Genomic DNA, 19,578 nt, shown 5'->3' with positions numbered 1-19,578 from the left:
GCATCGCAGAAAGAGCCTGACTTCATGAATGTGTTTGACAAACCGATCGTCATGATCGACTTCGAGACGACCGGACTGTCGCCCGACATGGGCGACCGCATCACGGAAGTGGCGGCGCTGCGCATCGAGGGCGGGCGGATCACGGACCGTTACGTGACCCTGATCAACTGCAATGCGCGCATCCCCTCGTTCATCACGGGCTTGACGGGTATCACGCAGGCGATGGTCGACAAGGCGCCGCCCGTGGCCGAAGTGGTGCCGCAATTGCTGGATTTCATCGGCAGCGATGCCTTGTCGGCGCACAATGCCAGCTTCGATGAAAAATTCCTGCGCGCGGAAAGCGCCAGGCTGAACCTCACACCGGCGCACCAGTCGCTCGTGTGTTCCTTGAAACTGTCGCGCCGCGTGTTTCCCGGCATGGCCAGCTACAAGCTGGGCTTGCTGTCGAGCCAGCTGGGCATCGCCTTCAAGAGCGCCGCCCACAGGGCCGAGTCCGATGCGGAAGTGGCGGCGCAAGTGCTGATCCATATCGGCCGCCATTTGCGCAGCAGCTACGGCATCGCCGATGTCGACGCCGACTTGCTCGTGTCGCTGAACAAGCTGGCCGCCGCCAAGGTGCCGCAATTCCTGCAAAAGCATCCATCGCGCCGCTGAGCGCCGTTTCCCCTCTAAGCGGGCTCATCAAAACGATATAATTTTGTTATTTCTATTGAGCCTGCTCAAGTCCTTCCCCCACAGCGAATTTAAAATTTAAGCAACACACGATTTCGCCGCCCTGGGCCGCCGTTTTGCGCGTGCTGCCGGCAAGCGCGATGTGGACGGGGGCGCACATGGACAAGCACCATACTGCCAGAGATAGCCACCAGGCGTATATCTGGTTCCGCACGGCTGCCGAGCAGGGCAATGCCTACGCCCAGTTCAACCTGGGATTGATGTACAAGAAGGGCGAAGGCGTGGCGCAGGACGACGCGCGTGCCTTTGTCTGGCTACGCCTGGCTGCGCTGCAAGGGCTGGCGTTCGCGCAAAATCACCTGGGCGCCATGTATTACCACGGCCGCGGCGTGGCGCAGAGCGACGCCGACGCCGTGCTGTGGTTTCGCCGCGCCGCCGCCCAGGGCGATGCCTCGGCCCAGCAAAACCTGGGGCAGATGTACCGCAAGGGACGCGGTGTGCTGCAGAGCGACGAGCTGGCCCTGGCGTGGTTTTACCGCGCCTCCGAACAGGGCGTGGCCAGCGCGCAATCTCTGCTGGGTGAAGCGTATGCCCAGGGTCTGGGGGCGAAAAAGAACGATGCGCTGGCCCTGGCGTGGTTCCGCAAGGCGGCTTTGCAAGGCGATGCGCAGGCACAGCTGAATCTGGGGCTCGTCTACAAACGGGGGCAGGGCGTGGTGCAGAGCGATGCGCAGGCGCTGGCCTGGTTCCGCCAGGCCGCGGCCCAGGGCCTGGCCGTGGCGCAGCGGCAACTTGGCGTGGCGTATGCGGAAGGCCTGGGCGTGGCGCCCGACCAGCTGCGCGCCTATGCCTGGCTGCAGCGGGCGGCCGAGCAGGATGACGCGGACGCCCAGTTCAACCTGGGCCTGATGCTGGCGCGCGGCCAGGGCGTGGACAAGGACGAGGTGCGCGCCATCGCCTGGTACCGGCGTGCCGCCCTGCAAGGTCATTGCATGGCGCAATACAATCTGGGCGGCATGTTTGCGGGCGGGCGCGGCGTCGCCCGCGACTTGCGCCAGGCGCTGGACTGGTATGCGAGGGCGGCGGCCCAGGGCGCGTCGAATGCGCAGTTCAACCTGGGCGTGATGTATGCGAATGGCCAGGGCGTGGAGCGCGACGAGGTGTGCGCCGTGCGCTGGTACCGTACGGCGGCCGAGCAGGGCGATGCCAGCGCGCAAAATAACCTGGGCGTCATGTATGCGAACGGCCATGGCGTGCCACAAGACGATGGCCTTGCCGTGCTATGGTATGCGCGCGCGGCGGGCCAGGGCCATGCGCTGGCCCAGTACAACTTGGGCGGCATGTACAACAGCGGGCGCGGCGTGGAGAGGGACCCCGTCTGCGGCTACATGTGGCTGGCGCTGGCGGCCGAGGGTGGCGATGGCGGGGCGGCCAGGGCCAGGGAAGCGGCTGCCACCCGGCTGGAGCCGGCACAGCTGCAAGAGGCGCAGCAGCGCATGCTGCAATGGCACCAGGTGCGCTTTCCTCCGCTGCAGCCGCCCGACTGAAGCGCCGCCACCGTGCGCGCATGGACGCGTGCCGCATGCGATAATTGCCGGCAGGCATGTCGCCAAGGCGGCACGGTTTTTCGGTACGGTGAAAGGTGGAACATGGTAAGGCAGGCAGGCGAGGATGCATCCGAGCAAAAAGTCATCGACGACATTGCCACGCATGGCTGGCATGGCGTGCATATCGGTGCCGATGAAGAAGGTCCCGGCTATGCTTTTACCATAGGCGCTGGCCACAGCTTTGGCCAGCCTGAATTCCTGATCATGGGCTTGCCCCATTCCATGGCCCACCGGATACTCGACGTGGCGCTGGACGCCGCGCGCAGCGGTGCCATCACGGATTTCACGACTACCACGGACGCCTTGCTGGAAGGCCATCAGTGCGCCTTCGTGCGCGTGCCCGTCGAGCAATACCGCGACTATGTCGGCTATGCGCGCTGGTATTACCAGGGCGATGATTTTATCTTGTACCAGATCGTCTGGCCGTCGCGCGATGGCCACTTCCCATGGCAGGCGCAAGCGAGCGCGCAATATGTGGAGAGCCAGCCCCTGCTGGGATCGGCGCCGCTGGCCACATGACGACCATTGTGACGGGGACGGCAACCGTGTGCGTGTTCGACCCTGCGCTCTTGCGCCACAAGCTGGAAGATGACTGCGACTGGTGGAGCATCCCCAGCGCCGAACTGGCGGCCGTGAATGCGGGGCAAGTCGCGTTTTTCAACGTGGGCGGCGATGGCGCGTATGAACTTGCCTTGCACGCCGAACTTGCCGAGCCGCAGGTGAACGTGCATCTTGCCGTCGTTTCGGGCCGCGTCTTCATCGGCGCGGGGGAAGACGTCACGGGCGGCGGCCTGGAACCGGACACGGCGTATGGAGGACTGTTCGTGGACCTGCCCGCAGGCAGCTACCGCGTGCAGGCGCGCCGCGATGGTGCGCACATCAGCCTGGCATTCGTGCCTGCTACGCGCAGCGGCAATGCGTTTGTCGAGCTCGTGCGTATTTGATCTTGCGTAGGCGTATTGCCCCTGGCTAGGCATCCATGCGCGCCACGCCCGCGCCTTGCCGCCGGTCCAGGAACAGGCTGTTGCCGTGGATTTTCTTTGCCTGCTTCTTTGCTTCGGCCGCCTGCGTGGCGATCTGATGGTGCGTGTAGTACTGGTGCGCCTCGACCTTGATGACGCCCAGCGACAGGCTGATCAACGAATAAAATACTTTCTTGCCTTGCCGGTCTTCGCTGATGTAGCCGCCCCGTTCGCAGTCGCCCGTGCTGTAGTAGGCGAGGATGGCGGCCGCGAAGTCGTCCAGCATGGCCTGGCAGCGCGTTTCCCAGTCTTCGCTCTGGAACAGGATCATGAAATCGTCGCCGCCGATGTGGCCGATGAAGTCGCGGTTCGGGTCGCAATGGCTGCTGAGGATTTCTCCCGTCAGCTGGATCACGTCGTCGCCCTTGCGGTAGCCGTACACATCGTTGAAGGGCTTGAAGTGGTCGAGGTCGCAATAGCAGACCCAGAAGCGGCTGCCGCTGTGCAATAAACGGTCGATATGCTCGTTGATGGGCACGTTGCCTGGCAGTTGCGTCAGCGGGTTGGCGTAACGGGCCGCGTTGATCTGCATCTGCGTGATTTCACGCATCAGGTCGTGGCCCGTGCCCATGCCCAGGTAGCGGCCGTGCTCGGTGATGATGAAACCGTTGAACAGGTGGTGGGCATCGGACTGCACCATCGTGTAGCTGAGTTCCTGCAAGCTCGTCTCGTGGTCCGCGATCAGGGGCGTGGCATCCATGAACAGGCTGCATGATTTCTTGCCATAGAGTTCGCGCTGGTAGGGGCGGGCGAAGTGGTCGATCATTTCGAAGCGGCTGATCAGGCCCAGCGGTACGCCGTCGTCGACGACGGGGATGATCATCAGCTTCGGTTCCTTCAGGAAAATATCGTACACCTCGTTATTGTTGAGCTGCGGCGACACGGCCGCCACCTTGTGCAGCAGCTTGCGGATGCTGGCGCCATTCTTTTCCAGGCTGCTGCGCTGCGGATACACGGCCACGCCATTGCGCCCCAGCGCCTGCACCACTTCGGCCGGCAGGGCGCGCGCCGGCACCGCATTGGGCCGGCCCAGGTGATAGCCTTGCCCGAACGCCACGCCCAGGTCACGCAAGACCAGCAATTCCGTCTGCGCCTCGATGCCTTCGGCAATCACCAGGGTGCCCGATTTCTCCGCGATTTCCTGGATCGAACGCACGAACTGCAGTTTCACGGGATCGTTGTTAATGCCCTGAATGAAATGCATGTCGATCTTCACGTATTCCGGGCGCAGTTCCGACCACAGGCGCAGGCTGGAAAAGCCTTCGCCCAGGTCGTCGATGGCGATCTGGAAACCCATGTTACGGTAATGCAGCACGGCTTCGCGCATCAGCTCGTAATCGTAGGTAGGCTGGTTTTCCGTCAGCTCGATGATGACACGGTCCGGGTTGATGCCGATGTGCTCGATATATTCGAGGGTTTCGCCATGGCGGGCATTACGCAGCAGCAGGCATTCGGGGCTGACGTTGAGGAACAGCTTGCCCGGCAGCTGCAGTTCGGCAAAGCGTTCGAGCACCACTTGGCGGCACAGGTGCTCCACTTCCAGGGTCAGGTCATGCGCGCGCGCCACCTTGAACAGATTCATCGGCGCGTGCAGGGGGCTGTCGGACGGCCCCCGTATCAAGCCTTCGTAGCCGATGATGTCGCCGCTGTGCATGTGGATGATGGGCTGGAACAGCGCGCTGAGCTTGCGGCCCGCCAGGATGTCGTGCAAGGCATCCGTCCCTTCGATGGTCATGCTTGCCGATGGCGGCTTCAGGTAAGCGACATTCGATGGCGTCGCGGGAGCCGGCGCGGCGGTGGCGGTAGGGAGGGCGAGAGTGTGCATAGGAGGCTGTGGCGGCACGGCCTCTGGACGGGCCATGAACATGTTGCCGATAGTAAAGAAGATTTATGACAACTTGATGAAATGACTTTGTTTTTGATAACGTTTCTTGCATGAACGTCAGTTTGCCGATTCCGCCGAAAGCGAGATTTATCATGGCAATTCACGTAAATTGTCCAAACAAAAGACGGCAAATCCATCAGATAACTGTGCTTTAAAAGTGGCAATCCGCGCTATGATTTCTCTTGGCGAAAGTCAACATGGGCAGCCGCGGCGTGTGTGTGTGCGGCCTGCTTTCCTCGACATCCAACAATGAGACAACAACCCATGCAATTACGTAGTGCAACCCTCATATTCAGCTTGATGGCCGCTTTCGGTGGCAATGCCCTGGCGCAAAGCGCCGCGACGCCATCGTGCCCGGCCGGCGACGGCGCTGCCGTGACGTATCCGGTCAGCAAAAAAGTCGACCAGCAAGACAGCTATTTCGGCACCACCATCGCCGACCCGTACCGTTGGCTCGAAGACGCCAACAGCGCGGAAACGGGCGAGTGGGTCACGGCGCAAAACAAGCTGACGCAGTCGTACCTGGGCACCATCCCCGAGCGCGCCGCGATCAAGCAGCGGCTGACCAAGCTGTGGAACTATGAGCGTTTCTCTACGCCAACGAAGCAGGGCGGCCGCTATTTCTACAGCCGCAACGACGGCTTGCAGAACCAGGCCGTGCTGTACACGGTGAAAAAACTGACGGACGAACCGCGCCTGCTGCTGGACCCGAACACCCTGTCCACGGATGGCACGGTGGCGCTGGCAGGCACTTCGATCAGCCCGAACGGCAAGTACCTGGCCTATGCCACGTCCGCTTCCGGTTCCGACTGGAACGAGTGGAAAGTGCGCGACATCGAATCGGGCAAGGATTTGACGGACCACATCAAGTGGGCCAAGTTCTCGGGCGCCTCGTGGACCAAGGACAACACGGGTTTCTTCTACAGCCGCTATGACGCGCCGAACGAAGCCACCAAGCTGGCCGATATCAATTACTTCCAGAAATTGTATTTCCACAAGATCGGCACGCCGCAAAGCGATGACGTGCTCGTCTTCGACCGTCCCGACCAGAAGGAATGGGCATTCGGCGGCAGCACCGTCAGCGACGACGGCAATTATTTGATCATCACGGCCACGCAAGGCACGGAACGCAAGAACCGCGTTTTTTATAAAGACTTGCGCCAGAAGAATGCCAAGGTAGTCGGTTTGCTGGAAGCGTTCGACGCTTCGTACTCGTTCATCGACAATGACGGTCCCGTGTTCTTCTTCAAAACGGACAACAAGGCGCCAAAGTCGCGCGTGATCGCCATCGATACGCGCAAGCCTGCGCCTGCCGACTGGAAGGAAATCGTGCCGCAAAGCGCGGAAACCCTCGTCGCCGTCAACCTCATCAACAACCAGCTGGTGCTCGACTACTTGAAAGATGCGCAAACGCAAATCAAGATCGTCGACCTGAACGGCAAGCTGGTGCGCGAAGTGGCCTTGCCGGGCATCGGTTCGGCCGGCGGCTTTGCGGGCAAGCGTGGCGACACGGAAACGTTCTACTCGTTTACCAGCTTCACGACGCCAGCGACTATCTACCGCTACGACATGAAGTCGGGCAAGAGCAGCGTGTACCGCCAGCCGAAGGTTGATTTCGACCCGAACGCCTTTGAAACGCGCCAGCAATTCTTCACCAGCCGCGACGGTACCAAGGTGCCGATGTTCATCGTCTCGAAAAAAGGCATGAAGCTCGACGGTTCCAATCCGACCTATCTGTACGGCTATGGCGGCTTCAATATTTCGCTCACGCCGAGCTTCTCCGTGGCGAATCTTGCCTGGGTGGAAATGGGCGGCGTCTACGTGATGGCCAACCTGCGCGGCGGCGGCGAGTACGGCGAAGCCTGGCACCAGGCTGGTACCAAGCTGAACAAGCAAAACGTGTTCGACGACTTTATCGGCGCGGCACAGTGGCTGGTGGACAACAAGGTCACCTCGCCATCGAAGCTGGCGATCGGCGGCGGCAGCAATGGCGGCCTGCTGGTCGGCGCGGCCATGACGCAGCGTCCCGACCTGTTCGCCGCGGCGATCCCGCAAGTGGGCGTGCTCGACATGTTGCGCTTCCACAAGTTCACCGTGGGCTGGGGCTGGGTGCCTGACTACGGTTCGTCGGACGACGCCGAACAGTTCAAGGCGCTGGTGAAATACTCGCCACTGCACAACCTGAAGGCGGGCGGTTGCTATCCGGCCACCATGATCACGACGGCCGACCATGACGACCGCGTCGTGCCTGCTCACAGCTTCAAGTTCGCCGCCGCCGCCCAGGCAGCGCAAGGCGGCGCGGCGCCCGTGCTGATCCGCATCGACAGCAAGGCCGGCCATGGCGCCGGCAAGCCGACGACCAAGCAGATCGAAGAAGTGGCGGATCGCTGGGGCTTCCTCAGCCGTTCGTTGAAGATGACGCCGGTAGTGGCGGAGCCGGCCAAGGTGGCTGCGAAGTAAAATACGGTAGGTCGGATTAGCGCGGCATCGCCGCGCGTAATCCGACAACACCCGTCATGTTAGCAAGATGTCGGATTACGCGGGGCTTTTCGCCCCGCTAATCCGACCTGCAGTCACGATCCTCGCCAGTACCCCCTCCCCAAACACCGTTTGAAACGGCAAATCCTTGCGCTGTGCATAGCCGATATAGCAGTCGCACTTGAAGCGCGGGCAGCGGCGTTCCTGCAGCATGTCCGCCAGTGTATCCACGTACAGATTCCCCAAGCGCTCCGGCACGAAATGGCAGCGCGTCAGTTCGCCATCGCCGTCGACGGACAGCGACGCTTCGCCCGCCAGGCACGGTTTGCCGCGCGAGGGTGACGGACGGCGGCTTTGCGCGAACCACGGGTCGGCGGCGTCGAGCCAGGCCAGGTCCTGTTCGCTGTAGTAGCCGGGGCCGCGACGGTCGTAGGCGTTCAGCCACAAATAGACGTGCTCCGGCAGGGCCGCGCGCAGGGTGCGGATGGCGTCCAGGTGTTCGTTCATGGCGACGACGCCGACGGAATAGCGCACGCCCATCGTGTCCAGGCGCGCGCAGCGTTCAAGAAAACGGGCCAGCGTCGTCTGATCCGGGTGGTAGGTGCACCACAGGCCGATCTTTTCCACCCCGTCCATCGCTTGCAGCCAGTTCAGGGGGCCGGACAAATTCGTCTGCAGCGCTACTTGCCGCACATGGGGCAAAGCTGCCAGGGTTTGCATGGCCGTGCGGTAGTGGCGCCGCACCAGTGCTTCGCCCCACGGCGTGAACAGGACGCTGATGTTCCGTTTTTGCGCCGCCACCCAGCTGGTAAAGCGCGCCACTTCGCGCGCATCGCGGGTCAGGGTGGCGCGGCTGTCGCGCTTCTTGGCGAACGGGCAGTAGCCGCAGGCGTAATTGCAGCTCGAAAGCGTGCCGCGATACAGCAGGGACAGCGTTGGCGCTTGCGCTGTCAGCACGCCTGGCCGCCTTCGGCCATCAGCGCGCGCACCGTATCGGAGGCCAGCCACGGGCCGATGGTGTCGGCGTAGCTGTAGCCGCGGTCATTCAGGCGCAGCAGCGTGCCGTTTTCTTCCACCAGTTCCAGCGCGTGCAGTTCGGCCAGCTGCGGCAGATCAAGCCCGCAGCGGCTGCCGAAGCGCGCCGTGTAGGCGTCGCGGTCCAGGCCCGGTTCCGTCAGCAGCGACTGGATCACGTAGCGGCGGCGCTGTTCTGCATCATCGAGCACATAGCCGTGTTCCGCCTGCGCGAAGCGCGTTTCGTCCAGCGCCAGATACTGTTCGATGATGCCGATGGTCTCCGTTCTCGCCACCGCGTACTCGCTCGAATAATGGAGGTTCGCCGTGTAGGAGCGGGCGCCCGCGCCCAGGCCCACCATGCCATCGTTCTGGCAACAGTACGATGGCCCGTTCTGCTCGGGCGCATGCGGGGCGCGGAACATGCGCATCGAGACCTGCTCATAGCCCTGGGCGCGCAAATGGTCGCGCGCGGCCGCGTACAGGGCCAGACGGCTGTCGCCGTCGCGGGCCAGCATGATGGGGTTGAGCGACGCGGCACCCTGGCGACGCGCCACTTTGCCGAGACCCGTCTGCTCCCGTACGTACAGCGGATACAGATAGATTTCCTCGGGCCGGAAGGCCAGCGCGCTGTCGATGGACGCGAGCAGGCTGGCGACGGTTTGCCCTGCGATGCCGTAGATCAGGTCCAGGTTCAGGGTGGGAAAGCCGGCCGCGCGTATCAGGCCGATGGCGTGATGGACGGTGGCGTTTTGCTGGGGACGGGCCAGCGCGCGCATCTCGCCGGCGGCAAAGCTCTGGATGCCGAGGCTGACCCGGTCGATGCCGTGCGAGCGGCAGACGGCAAGCCGCTCGGCCGTGATGGTTTCGGGCGACGCTTCGATGCCGGCCGGCGTGGCTTGCAGGTCGATGCCGAGGATGTCGCGCGCGCCGCACAGCAGGGTGTCGAGCTGCGCTGGCGACAGATAGGTGGGCGTGCCGCCACCGAGCGCGAAGCGGGCAAAGCGCCTTTCACCGAGGGCGCCGTCCATCGCGCGCATCTGCACCAGCACCTGCTGCACGTAGCGCTCGACCATGTCGGCGCTGGGCCGCGCCATGGCGAACAGGTTGCAAAAGCCGCAGCGCATTTCGCAGAACGGGATGTGGATGTAGGCGAAGAGGGCGGAGCGGTCCTGCTGCGCCCACAGGGGCGCCAGCGGCGCGGCCTGCGGCAAGGCGCGGTAGGCCGCCTTGTGCGGATACGAGTATGAATACGCCTGGTAGGGCGTGTGGCGCATGCGCTGCGCCAGGGTGCCCGGCTGTTCGGAAGGGTTCACGGTGGGGACTCCTGGGAAATGGTATCTGGCGTGAGGAAGAAGTGCGCGTACGGCACTTGCCACACGCTGTCATGGGCCACCCTGTGGCCACGGTAGCCGTCTTCGCCATACGCGCTGCCGTGGTCCGAGCAGACGATGGCAAACGTGGGCGCGCGCGCGGCGCAGGCCGTAAACAGGGGCGCCAGCGCGCCATCGACATAGCGCAGGGCCGCCGCATGGCTGTCCAGGTTATCGGCGCGGCAGCCGGGCAGGTAGGCGCGGTTCGGCGTGTGCAGGGCGGCCACGTTGATGAACAAGAAGGTGCGCTGGTCGTTTTGCGCCAGCAGCCGGGTCGCCAGCGCCACCTGCTTTTGCGTCGAATGGCGGCTGGCCACGCCCATGCCGGCGCTCCAGTGGCTTTCCTGGAACAGCGACGGCAGCACCGTGCCCAGCGCCGTCTGTTTATTGAAGAAACCTACGCCGCCGATGCAGATGGTGCGGTAGCCGCGCGCGGCGAGGGCGGCGGGCAGGTCCGCTTCCTCGAACGCAAACGTGTGCGGCGAGGTGGTTTCGCTGCCAGCAAAAGCGGAGGCGAACAGGCGCGGATGGCGGCCGGGCGCGGCTGGCGTGGGCAAGAAACCCGCAAAGAAGGCCTGGTGCGCCGCATACGTGAACGTGGCGGGCGAGTGGCGCTTGTCCCAGCCGCCCGGCGGCAGAAAACGTCCCAGCACGGGCAGCTCACCCGCCTCATACAGGGCTTGCGCCACGTCATAGCGCAGGGTGTCGAGCGTGATGAAGACGATGTCGTGGCTGCCGACGATGCGGTGCATGTCGGGGATCGGTGCCGTGTCTTTAAACATGGGCCAGTTGCGCTGCATAAGTGTCCGCGCCTTGCCACAGCAGGCCTGGCAGCAGGTCGCCGAAAGCGTTCGCCTCGAGCACATGGGCCTGGCCGTGGCGTACGACGAGGTCGTAGCCCGTCACGTGGCTGTGGGGGAAGGCGCGCGCGGCCAGGGCACTGGTTGTTTCCAGCACCGCCATGTCGGCTGTGTTCAAAAGGCCAGCCGCGTCGCCGCGCTGGTTGTCGAGGTGAAGATTCGTCATCATCTGGGCGCCGATGCGCGCCACCCGGTGCGCGGGCCGGCCGGCCACGGTCACGACCCGCAAGTCGTAATGGCTGTCGCCGCAGCGCGGCTTGTTCAGCCATGCTTCCGCATACAGTTCCTGGGCTGCCAGCGCGTCGACGAGGGCGGCGATGTCGTGTTCGGACTCGTAGCGCGCCATGCGTTTGCTGTTCATCAGGCGCGTTGCGCCCTCGGTGCGGTGCAAGGCGGCCGAGGTGGTGGCTTGCTGCCGCCCGGCCTTGTTCCTGCGGTAGGCGACGACACCAGACGCGGACGAGCCGTAGCGCGGTTTCAGATAGACGCGGTCAAGCTGGTGTTCGTGCAGCAGCGACTGCAGATGCTCGTAGCTCTCCACTGGTCCCAGCAAGGCAGGTATGGGCACGCCATGCGCGGCCAGGTGGCGCTGGCACGCCAGCTTGTCCGTCATGAGACAGATTTCGGCTGGCGCATTGAAGACGCGCGTCTGCGGCAGGTCCGCCAGTTGCGCCGCCAGGGACGCCATGGCGGATGCAAATCCTGCAAACCACGCATCCATGGCCAGCAACTCGCCATGCGCGGGCGCCTCGGCAGGCGGACGGTTCAGCAGCCGGCAGCCCGCCTGCAGCAACAGCAGGTGGGCGGCGGGATCGTCGCCGGGCGGTTCGATCTTGAGCAGGCCGGGCTGGCGCAATGAATCCTCGAACAAGGCAGGCTGACGCAGCCAGTCGCGCCATTCGAGCACCTGCGCGGGTGGCAGGCGCAGCTGTGCGCGCGCCGCCTGCAGCAGGCGCACGCGCTTGCTGCCCTGTGTTGCCAGCAAAAGCATCAGGTTTTATTCGCCGACGGCGACATAGCGATAGACTTCGTCGTCGTCCTCGTCGTCTTCTTGCGGATCATCGAGCCTGACCGGGAAGGGCAGGGCGTTGAGTTTTTCCTGGTTCGCTTCGGAGATATAGTGATGCGACAGGTCCATGCGCTTCAGATTGCCCAATTGCGTGCCTTGCAGCAGTGCTTCGGCGCCCACGTCGCCCAGGGTGCCCAGCGACAGGTCCAGGGTCTCGACGGTGGCCAGCAGCGGCTCGTTGGCCAGCCAGACGGCCAGCTCGTCGGCGATCTGCGCATCACGCAGGCCCAGGTAGCGCAGGGTCGGCGTGGCCAGTTGCGCCAGTACTTTCTGGTACAGCGCCACGTCGCCGGAAAAACCATAGTCGTCGGTACCGAGCCACAGTTCCAGGTATTCCAGCTTGGGCATGCTCGACTGGGCCAGCGCCTGCGCAATCCTCTGATCGAGGCCACCTGACTCGATGGTGAACTTGCGCAGGTTCTGGTGCGCGAACGGTTCGACGGTCAATTCATTGCCACCGCGGATGCGCAGCTCTTCCAGCTGCGGGAAGGCGTCCAGCAGCGGCTTGTAGCTGCCTTGCACGATCCACGAGATTTCGCATTCCTCGTACGTCATGTCGCCGATAAACAGGGCGCGCAAGTTCGGCAGCTGCGGCGCGTGGCTGATCAGTGCGGCGATCACCTCGTCGGCGCCCGCTTCGTACGGGTCGCCCCACATGCCGATGATCAGCGCCTCAAGCGCATTCTTGTCGGTTTTTTCCAGGAAGCCGGCAATCAGGTCCGGCATCTTGCGCTTGTCGTCATACTCGAGCGAGAGGCGGTAGACGATATCCTGCCCCGACTGCAGCGCAATATCAGGATCGTACTGGACGACGTTTTTCTTGTGGAAGAGGGTGGTGCTTTCGGAAATCGTCATTGCTAAGGCTCCATGAAAGACAGTGAAAATCTTGTCTAATCCAAAATCTTAGCATGGGCGAAAGAGCCTATTGCACACTGCTGGCCGCCGGAAAGGCAGTGAATCATGTTTATTGTCTATGATAGTTATCAAATAGGTTTACCTTTTTTGCATCAAGAGTTATCTTATTAATTTTATTGGAGAATTAACAATGAAACCGATGCGTAAAATCCTGTGTTCTTTGTTGTTGAGCGTAGCGACAACGACGGCGTTTGCACAAATCCTTCCGGCGCCTGCACCGATTTTTTCTTCTACAACGTTTACGCTCCCTTCGACTGGTTACTTGCAGTGGGGTGGCATCACGGCACTGGGCGAGCTGTATGGCAATGTTCGCCTGGGTGGAGTAGACATGTGGTACGGCACGTCAGGCTCTGCCGTGACGGTAATGCCTGTCGCGCAAGGCAGTAGTATGATTCGCGGTGGCAATGCTGCGGGGGACTTGCTGTTGCGCTCCACAGCCGCCGATGGCACGCCGCGCATGCAACTGCAGTCGGGCAACACCTTGACGTCGCTCGATATTCCAGGCCAAGTGTCGTGGAACGGTCAAATTAATGCGTCGGGGAAAGTTGCGTTTAGCGCCACCGTGGTCGACAGCCAGACCAAGGTCAGCAGTACGAACGCCTATCTGTACGATTCCGCATCGGGCATTACTTCCCTCGGTTCGCTGGGCGGCGCCTGGACTGGCGTTTCAGCAATCAATGATCATGGGGTCATCGTCGGCAATGCCATGACGGCCAGCGGCCAGCAGCACGGTTACGTCTATGAAAATGGTGTGATGAGAGACGTCACTCCCTCGGTCAGAGGCGCCGATGTGATAATGCAAGGGATTAACAATGCAGGAGAAATCGTGTTCAACCAGTACTTCCCCACTTCCCCCTGGCCGGCTCCCTACCGCGCCTTCATGATGGTGGACGGCAACTGGCGTGGGATCAACTCCATGTCGGAAGCGCTCGGGATCGATGGCAAAGGGAATGTGGTGGGCATCAGCTTTTCAGGCGCGGAATCTGTCTTCCATATGAATGGCAACACCTATATGCTGGCCGACCTGGTCGATGGCATGGAAGGCTGGAGTAATTTGCAAGTCAATGCCATGAACGAGGCTGGCCAAATTGCCGCCAGCCGCTGCAACGATCGTTTTTGTGAAGTGATCCGCCTTGACCCGCTCAGCGCCGTGCCGGAGCCCGCAACCTATGGCATGTTGCTGGGCGGCTTGGTATTGCTCGGCTTTGTCGGTAGAAGACGTCAACAGCGCCAGGCCTGACGCCGGAGCCGTACGCCGCGCTGTTGGCGACCACTAGCGGTGAATCACCACCAGCAGCGCTTTTCCTTCCGTCTTGCCCAGGTTGCGTATCGTATGCGGCTGGTCCGCCGGGTAGCGCGCCGTGCCGCCATTCTTGACCTTTTTCTTCGCCGTCCCCACTTCCAGCTCCAGGTTGCCGTGGATGACCGTCAAATGCTCGGTCGTGCCCGGGTCGTGCGGCTGCGACGCCAGTTCGCCGCCCGGCGCCAGAGTCACTTCATACCATTCATATTTGCCGGCCAGCTCCATCGGCCCCAAGATGCGCAGCACGTAGCCCGCGTGGTCGCCGGGCAGGGTGGGGGTTTCGTGGGCATCCGTGATGCGGATGGTTTCCACGGCTTTTTCCGCGCTCGACAGCAATTCGCCGATCTGCACGCCCAGGGCGTTGGCCAGGCGCCACGTGATGGCGATGGTGGGATTGGCTTTTTCGCGCTCGATTTGCGACAGCATGGACTTCGATACGCCCGCGATGCGCGACAAATCCTCGAGTGTCAGGCCGCGCGCCAGGCGCAGCCGTTGCAGGGTGGCGCCTACTTCGGGCGGAGAATTGGTCGAAACGCTGGTTTTCATCGGCAGGTGGCTTGCAAAGTTCAAAAGGCTTGGGTAATATCCACTATATTGAATTTCAGTTCGAAATAGTGGATTTTGAAGAAAAATACGGAAACGTGTAGACTTCAAACAGCGCTTCACGGTACAGCATAGTGCGCGCACCGGTCAAGCGGCCGCTTTTCCCTATGGCGGCTGAGGTCACACGGATACCACAAACGCAGGGACACACAAGGATCATCATGAGCGAGCAAGCGAAGAACACCTTTTTCAGCGGTCTGCAACAGAATCTCGATCAACTGCGCCAGCAGGGCTTGTACAAGCCCGAGCGCGTGATCGCCTCGCGCCAGGGCGCCGAAGTGGTGTGCGACGATGGCCGTACCCTGATCAATATGTGTGCGAACAACTACCTGGGCCTGTCCGGCGACCTGCAGACGCAGGAAGCATCCATTGCCGCCACGCAAAAATACGGCTACGGCCTGTCGTCCGTGCGGTTTATTTGCGGCACGCAAACCGTGCATAAAGAACTGGAACAGGCGATCTCCGCTTTTCTGGGTACCGAAGACACGATCCTGTACGCGGCGGCCTTCGACGCCAACGGCGGCGTGTTCGAACCACTGTTCGATGAAAACGACGCCATCATCTCGGACGCGCTGAACCACGCTTCCATCATCGACGGCATCCGTTTGTGCAAAGCTGGCCGCTACCGCTACGCCCACAACGACATGGCCGACCTGGAAGCGCAGCTGAAAGCGGCGGTTGCCGCCGGCAAGCGCCATAAAGTCATCGTCACGGACGGCGTGTTCTCGATGGACGGCACGATCGCGCAGCTGGACAAGATCTGCGACCTGGCCGACCAATATGGCGCGCTGGTGATGATCGATGAATGCCACGCTTCGGGCTTCATGGGCGCGACGGGCCGCGGCACGCACGAACACCACAATGTGATGGGCCGCATCGACATCATCACGGGCACGCTGGGCAAGGCCCTGGGCGGCGCCATGGGTGGCTTTACCTCCGCGCGCAAGGAAGTCATCGACACCCTGCGCCAGAAATCGCGTCCTTATCTGTTCTCGAACACGCTGGCGCCATCGATTGCCGGCGCGTCGCTGTCGGTACTGGAACGCCTGGCCAAGTCGACGGAACTGCGCGACCGCCTGCATGACAACACGGCTTTCTTCCGCAGCGAGATCGAACGCATCGGCTTCACCATCAAGCCGGGCACCCATCCGGTCGTGCCGGTGATGCTGTTCGACGCGCCCGTGGCGCAAAAATTCGCCGCCCGCCTGTATGAGCTGGGCGTGCTGGTGACGGGCTTCTTCTACCCGGTCGTGCCGATGGGCCAGGCCAGGGTCCGCGTGCAGCTGTCGGCTGCGCATACGCGTGAACAGCTGGTGCAAGTGCTGGCCGCTTTCGAACAGGCGGGCAAGGAACTCGGTTTGCTGACCACGACCACTACTAATTAACAAGATTTCAGGAAAATAGCATGGAACGCATCTTAGTCATCGGCGCAAACGGCCAAATCGGTAGTGAGTTGGTGGGCGCCCTGGCGCTGCAGCATGGCGCGGACAACGTCATCGCCAGCGACATCGGCACGAACAATCTGTATCAGGCTAAGCGCTACGCCCAGCTCAATGTGCTGGACAAGGACGGCCTGGCGGCCATCATCGCCGACGAGAACATCACCCAGGTGTACCAGCTGGCCGCCATGCTGTCGGCCACGGGCGAAGCGGCGCCGTTGAAGGCGTGGAGCCTGAACATGGATGGCTTGCTCAATATCCTGGAACTGGCGCGCGAGCGTGGCGAGGCGGGCAAGCCGCTGCGCATCTTCTGGCCATCGTCGATCGCCGCCTTCGGCCCGAACACGCCGCAAGTAAACACGCCGCAAATGACCGTGATGGACCCGACCTCGATGTACGGTATCAGCAAGCTGGCCGGCGAGCGCCTGTGCGAATACTACTTCAACAAGTATGGCGTGGACGTGCGCAGCATCCGCTACCCGGGCATCATCAGCTACAAATCGCCTCCGGGCGGCGGCACCACCGATTACGCCATCGCCATCTTCCATGCGGCCTTGCGCGGCGAACGCTATGACTGTTTCCTCGATGCGAACACCACTCTGCCGATGATTTACATGCCCGACGCGATCCGCGCCACCATCGAACTGATGGACGCGCCAGCGGCACAGATCAAGATCCGCTCGTCGTACAACGTGGCCGGCGTGTCGTTCAACCCCGAGCAGCTGGCCAAGGCCATCGTGCGCATGGTGCCGGACTTCAAGATCAGCTACAAGCCGGACAGCCGTCAGGCCATCGCCGACAGCTGGCCGCAAAGTCTGGACGACAGCAAGGCCAGCGCCGATTGGGGCTGGAAGGCGCAGATCGGCGTCGAGCAGATGGTCACGGACATGCTGGCCAATGTCGACGTGGGCCATGCCGCCAAGGCAGCCTGAGTTCAGCAGCAGTACTAAAAAACATACTAAATAAAGAGACACTACATGGACATGAGCGTATTTGACCTGTTTAAAATCGGCATCGGGCCGTCGAGTTCCCATACCGTGGGACCGATGGTGGCGGCGCGGCGTTTCCTGGTCGAATACGGTCCGCTGGACCAGGTAGTGGGCGTCGAGGCGGCCCTGTATGGCTCGCTGGCGCTGACGGGCGTGGGCCACGCGACGGACAAGGCCGTCATTCTTGGCTTGATGGGCGAAACACCGCAGGACGTGGCGCCCGATGAAGTCGACAGCAAGCTGGCCGCCATCGAGGCGGCCGGCGAGATCGCCTTGCTGGGCACGCACGTGGTGCCATTCACGGCCGCCACGGGTCTGGTCTGGCACAAGAGCGAGTCCCTGCCCGAACACCCGAACGGCATGCGCTTCACCCTGAAACTGGCGGACCGCAGCCGTGTCGACAAGGTGTATTACTCGATCGGCGGCGGTTTTATCCGCGAGGCCGAGGAAGTTCAAACTGCGGCGCAGGCTGAAGCGGCCGTGGAATCGGCCGCCAGCGCGCGAGTCGTCTTCCCCTTCGACACGATGGAGCAGTTGCTGGCCCACGGCGTCGAAAGCGGCTTGTCGATCCCTGAAATGCTGCGCGCGAACGAGTGCGTCAAGCGCAGCGACGAGGAATTGAACGCGGGCCTGGACCGCATCTGGCACGTCATGCGCGACTGCATCGCGCACGGTTTGGAAACGACGGGCAACCTGCCGGGCGGCTTGAACGTGAAGCGCCGCGCCGCGAAATTGTGGCGCTTGGCGCAGGAGGCGAAAGCGTCCGACAACCGCGCCAACGACTTGCCGCACGACGCCGTGCACCTGGTCAGCCTGTACGCGATGGCCGTCAACGAGGAAAACGCGGCCGGCGGGCGCGTGGTGACGGCGCCGACCAACGGCGCCGCCGGCATCATCCCGGCCGTGCTGCGCTACTACGCGCAGGATTGCCGCCCCAGCGACCCGGTGGGCGGTGTGCGCCGCTTCATGCTGACGGCCGCCGCCATCGGCATGCTGTGCAAGCGCAATGCCTCGATCTCGGGCGCCGAAGTGGGTTGCCAGGGCGAAGTGGGCGTCGCTTGCGCCATGGCGGCGGCCGGCCTGGTGGCGGCCTTGGGCGGCACGAACGAACAGATCGAAAACGCCGCCGAAATCGGCATCGAACACCACCTGGGCATGACGTGCGACCCCATCGGCGGCCTGGTGCAGATCCCCTGCATCGAGCGCAATGGCATGGGCGCCGTGAAAGCCATCACGGCCGCCTCGCTGGCGCTGAAGGGCGACGGCACGCATTTCGTCAGCCTCGACGAAGTCATCGAAACCATGCGCCAGACGGGCGCGGACATGCAGGACAAGTACAAGGAAACGTCGCTGGGTGGCTTGGCTGTCCACGTTATCACGGTCAATCACGCCGCTTGCTGATGCGCTGGTGGTGTTGTCGGATTACGCGCTCACGCGCCAATCCGACCTACGCTATGCAACGGTCGGCGTAGGTCGGCTTAGCGCAAAGCGCGTAAGCCGACACCACCACGGTAGTAAGCCGACACCTTCACTCCTCCTCAAACAACTGCTCCAGCCTCCTCGGGTAGTTATTCAAGAAATCGCGCGTCACTGCATAGTGTTCCGTGTCTTCATACGCCACTTCGTGGATGCCGCCGCCTGTAAACATCAAAATCTTCGCGTTCGGGTAGGCGAGCAAGATCGGCGAATGGGTAGCGATGATCAGCTGGGAGTCGTCCTGCACCAGCTGGTGGATCACGGACAATGCCGCCATCTGGCGGCTCGGTGACAGGGCCGCCTCGGGTTCGTCCAGCAGATACAAGCCCTTGCCTCGCAGCTTGTTGATCAGGGTCGCCATGAATGCTTCGCCGTGCGACTGCGCGTGCAGCGACTTGCCGCCGTAGCTGCCCAGGTATTCGGGCATCTCGTCCATATAGGTGGCGACGTTGAAAAAGCTCTCGGCGCGCAGGAAATAGCTGTCCTCGGGCTTTTTATAGCTCTTGCTCAGGCGCAAGTGCGCGTGCAAGCCCGATTCCTCGTCCGACGGCAGGGCGATGCGCACGTTGCGCGTGCCGCCATCCTTGCCGAAGCCCAGCCCCACGGCCAGCGCTTCGAGCATGGTCGACTTGCCGCTGCCATTCTCTCCCACGAAAAACGTCACGTCGCGGTGGAAATCCATGTGCACGAAGTCGCGGATGGCGGGAATGGTGAACGGATAGTGATCGAGGTCGACGACGGCGTCGGAGCGCAGCGCGGCGCTTTGCAGATACGGTTTTTTACTCAGCGACATGGCCGGTTCTCGACTCCAATAATGATCATGGCAAGGGATACTCAGCACAGTGTGACGTAAATCGCCGACGCGCGCCAGTG

General features: G+C 62.5%; 17 protein-coding genes. 9 read left to right on the top strand and 8 right to left on the bottom strand.

The annotated features are described in order from the left end of the window. Nucleotides 1-24 precede the first annotated feature (24 nt). From MRBLMS1_RS26285 to MRBLMS1_RS26270, 4 genes are all read left to right on the top strand, one after another. Nucleotides 25-654, top strand: coding sequence for a 3'-5' exonuclease (locus tag MRBLMS1_RS26285; protein ID WP_170846245.1), 630 nt, complete (start codon nt 25-27; stop codon nt 652-654). Nucleotides 655-830: 176 nt separating this feature from the next. Then, nucleotides 831-2,219 carry a tetratricopeptide repeat protein gene (locus tag MRBLMS1_RS26280; protein WP_485883143.1) on the top strand — a complete coding sequence of 463 codons (1,389 nt, stop codon included), beginning with the start codon at nt 831-833 and terminating at the stop codon, nt 2,217-2,219. A 102-nt stretch (nt 2,220-2,321) separates the two neighbouring features. After that, entirely contained in the window at nt 2,322-2,798 is a 477-nt protein-coding gene (locus MRBLMS1_RS26275; RefSeq protein ID WP_485883141.1) for a DUF4262 domain-containing protein, read from the top strand. After that, nucleotides 2,795-3,223, top strand: coding sequence for a DUF6386 family protein (locus MRBLMS1_RS26270; protein ID WP_485883139.1), 429 nt, complete (start codon nt 2,795-2,797; stop codon nt 3,221-3,223). The genes MRBLMS1_RS26275 and MRBLMS1_RS26270 overlap by 4 nt, the downstream gene beginning before the upstream one ends. Before the next feature lie 25 nt (nt 3,224-3,248). On the opposite strand, the gene MRBLMS1_RS26265 is transcribed toward MRBLMS1_RS26270, so the two are convergent. After that, nucleotides 3,249-5,036 (bottom strand): EAL domain-containing protein, encoded by a 1,788-nt coding sequence (locus MRBLMS1_RS26265; protein WP_485883341.1) that lies wholly within the window; start codon nt 5,034-5,036, stop codon nt 3,249-3,251. 414 nt (nt 5,037-5,450) lie between these two features. Between MRBLMS1_RS26265 and MRBLMS1_RS26260 the strand changes: the two genes are divergently transcribed. Next, nucleotides 5,451-7,646 carry a prolyl oligopeptidase family serine peptidase gene (locus MRBLMS1_RS26260; RefSeq protein WP_485883137.1) on the top strand — a complete coding sequence of 732 codons (2,196 nt, stop codon included), beginning with the start codon at nt 5,451-5,453 and terminating at the stop codon, nt 7,644-7,646. A gap of 75 nt (nt 7,647-7,721) precedes the next feature. On the opposite strand, the gene MRBLMS1_RS26255 is transcribed toward MRBLMS1_RS26260, so the two are convergent. From MRBLMS1_RS26255 to MRBLMS1_RS26235, 5 genes are read right to left on the bottom strand one after another with little or no spacing between them, the layout of a single operon-like run. Beyond that, nucleotides 7,722-8,621 (bottom strand): STM4011 family radical SAM protein, encoded by a 900-nt coding sequence (locus MRBLMS1_RS26255; RefSeq protein ID WP_485883135.1) that lies wholly within the window; start codon nt 8,619-8,621, stop codon nt 7,722-7,724. Next, nucleotides 8,615-9,994, bottom strand: coding sequence for an STM4012 family radical SAM protein (locus MRBLMS1_RS26250; RefSeq protein WP_485883133.1), 1,380 nt, complete (start codon nt 9,992-9,994; stop codon nt 8,615-8,617). Before MRBLMS1_RS26250 ends, MRBLMS1_RS26255 begins: the two co-directional genes overlap by 7 nt. After that, the gene (locus tag MRBLMS1_RS26245; protein ID WP_485883131.1) at nt 9,991-10,833 is read right to left on the bottom strand and encodes an STM4013/SEN3800 family hydrolase; all 843 of its coding nucleotides are present in this window, start codon (nt 10,831-10,833) and stop codon (nt 9,991-9,993) included. Before MRBLMS1_RS26245 ends, MRBLMS1_RS26250 begins: the two co-directional genes overlap by 4 nt. Next, entirely contained in the window at nt 10,826-11,902 is a 1,077-nt protein-coding gene (locus tag MRBLMS1_RS26240; RefSeq protein ID WP_485883129.1) for an STM4014 family protein, read from the bottom strand. The genes MRBLMS1_RS26245 and MRBLMS1_RS26240 overlap by 8 nt, the downstream gene beginning before the upstream one ends. Nucleotides 11,903-11,908: 6 nt before the next feature. Then, nucleotides 11,909-12,835, bottom strand: coding sequence for an STM4015 family protein (locus MRBLMS1_RS26235; RefSeq protein ID WP_485883127.1), 927 nt, complete (start codon nt 12,833-12,835; stop codon nt 11,909-11,911). Between the two features lie 190 nt (nt 12,836-13,025). Between MRBLMS1_RS26235 and MRBLMS1_RS26230 the strand changes: the two genes are divergently transcribed. Next, entirely contained in the window at nt 13,026-14,135 is a 1,110-nt protein-coding gene (locus MRBLMS1_RS26230; RefSeq protein WP_189396657.1) for a PEP-CTERM sorting domain-containing protein, read from the top strand. Nucleotides 14,136-14,168: 33 nt separating this feature from the next. On the opposite strand, the gene MRBLMS1_RS26225 is transcribed toward MRBLMS1_RS26230, so the two are convergent. Further along, nucleotides 14,169-14,744, bottom strand: coding sequence for a helix-turn-helix domain-containing protein (locus MRBLMS1_RS26225; protein WP_034751403.1), 576 nt, complete (start codon nt 14,742-14,744; stop codon nt 14,169-14,171). 218 nt (nt 14,745-14,962) lie between these two features. On the opposite strand from MRBLMS1_RS26225, the gene kbl reads away from it, so the two are divergent. Genes kbl through MRBLMS1_RS26210 form a run of 3 tightly spaced genes read left to right on the top strand, consistent with a single transcriptional unit; the run spans nt 14,963 to nt 18,630 of the window. Next, nucleotides 14,963-16,186 carry a glycine C-acetyltransferase gene (gene kbl, locus MRBLMS1_RS26220; RefSeq protein ID WP_485883124.1) on the top strand — a complete coding sequence of 408 codons (1,224 nt, stop codon included), beginning with the start codon at nt 14,963-14,965 and terminating at the stop codon, nt 16,184-16,186. A 20-nt stretch (nt 16,187-16,206) separates the two neighbouring features. Next, complete coding sequence (locus tag MRBLMS1_RS26215) at nt 16,207-17,172, top strand: NAD-dependent epimerase/dehydratase family protein (protein ID WP_485883122.1); 966 nt, start codon at nt 16,207-16,209, stop codon at nt 17,170-17,172. 45 nt (nt 17,173-17,217) lie between these two features. After that, a complete protein-coding gene (locus MRBLMS1_RS26210; protein WP_485883121.1) occupies nt 17,218-18,630 on the top strand; it encodes an L-serine ammonia-lyase in 1,413 nt (470 codons plus the stop codon). 127 nt (nt 18,631-18,757) lie between these two features. Here the strand turns inward: MRBLMS1_RS26210 and MRBLMS1_RS26205 are convergent, their stop codons facing one another. Further along, nucleotides 18,758-19,498: an AAA family ATPase gene (locus tag MRBLMS1_RS26205; RefSeq protein ID WP_070301880.1), complete on the bottom strand. Its 741-nt coding sequence runs from the start codon at nt 19,496-19,498 to the stop codon at nt 18,758-18,760. Between the last annotated feature and the right edge of the window lie 80 nt (nt 19,499-19,578).

Origin of the sequence: Massilia sp. LMS1-1-1.1 (genome assembly GCF_040815535.1) — a bacterium.
Lineage (GTDB): Bacteria > Pseudomonadota > Gammaproteobacteria > Burkholderiales > Burkholderiaceae_D > Janthinobacterium > Janthinobacterium aestuarii.
Note: the sequence above shows the minus strand (reverse complement) of the source record. Positions and strands in the feature narration are given on the sequence as shown.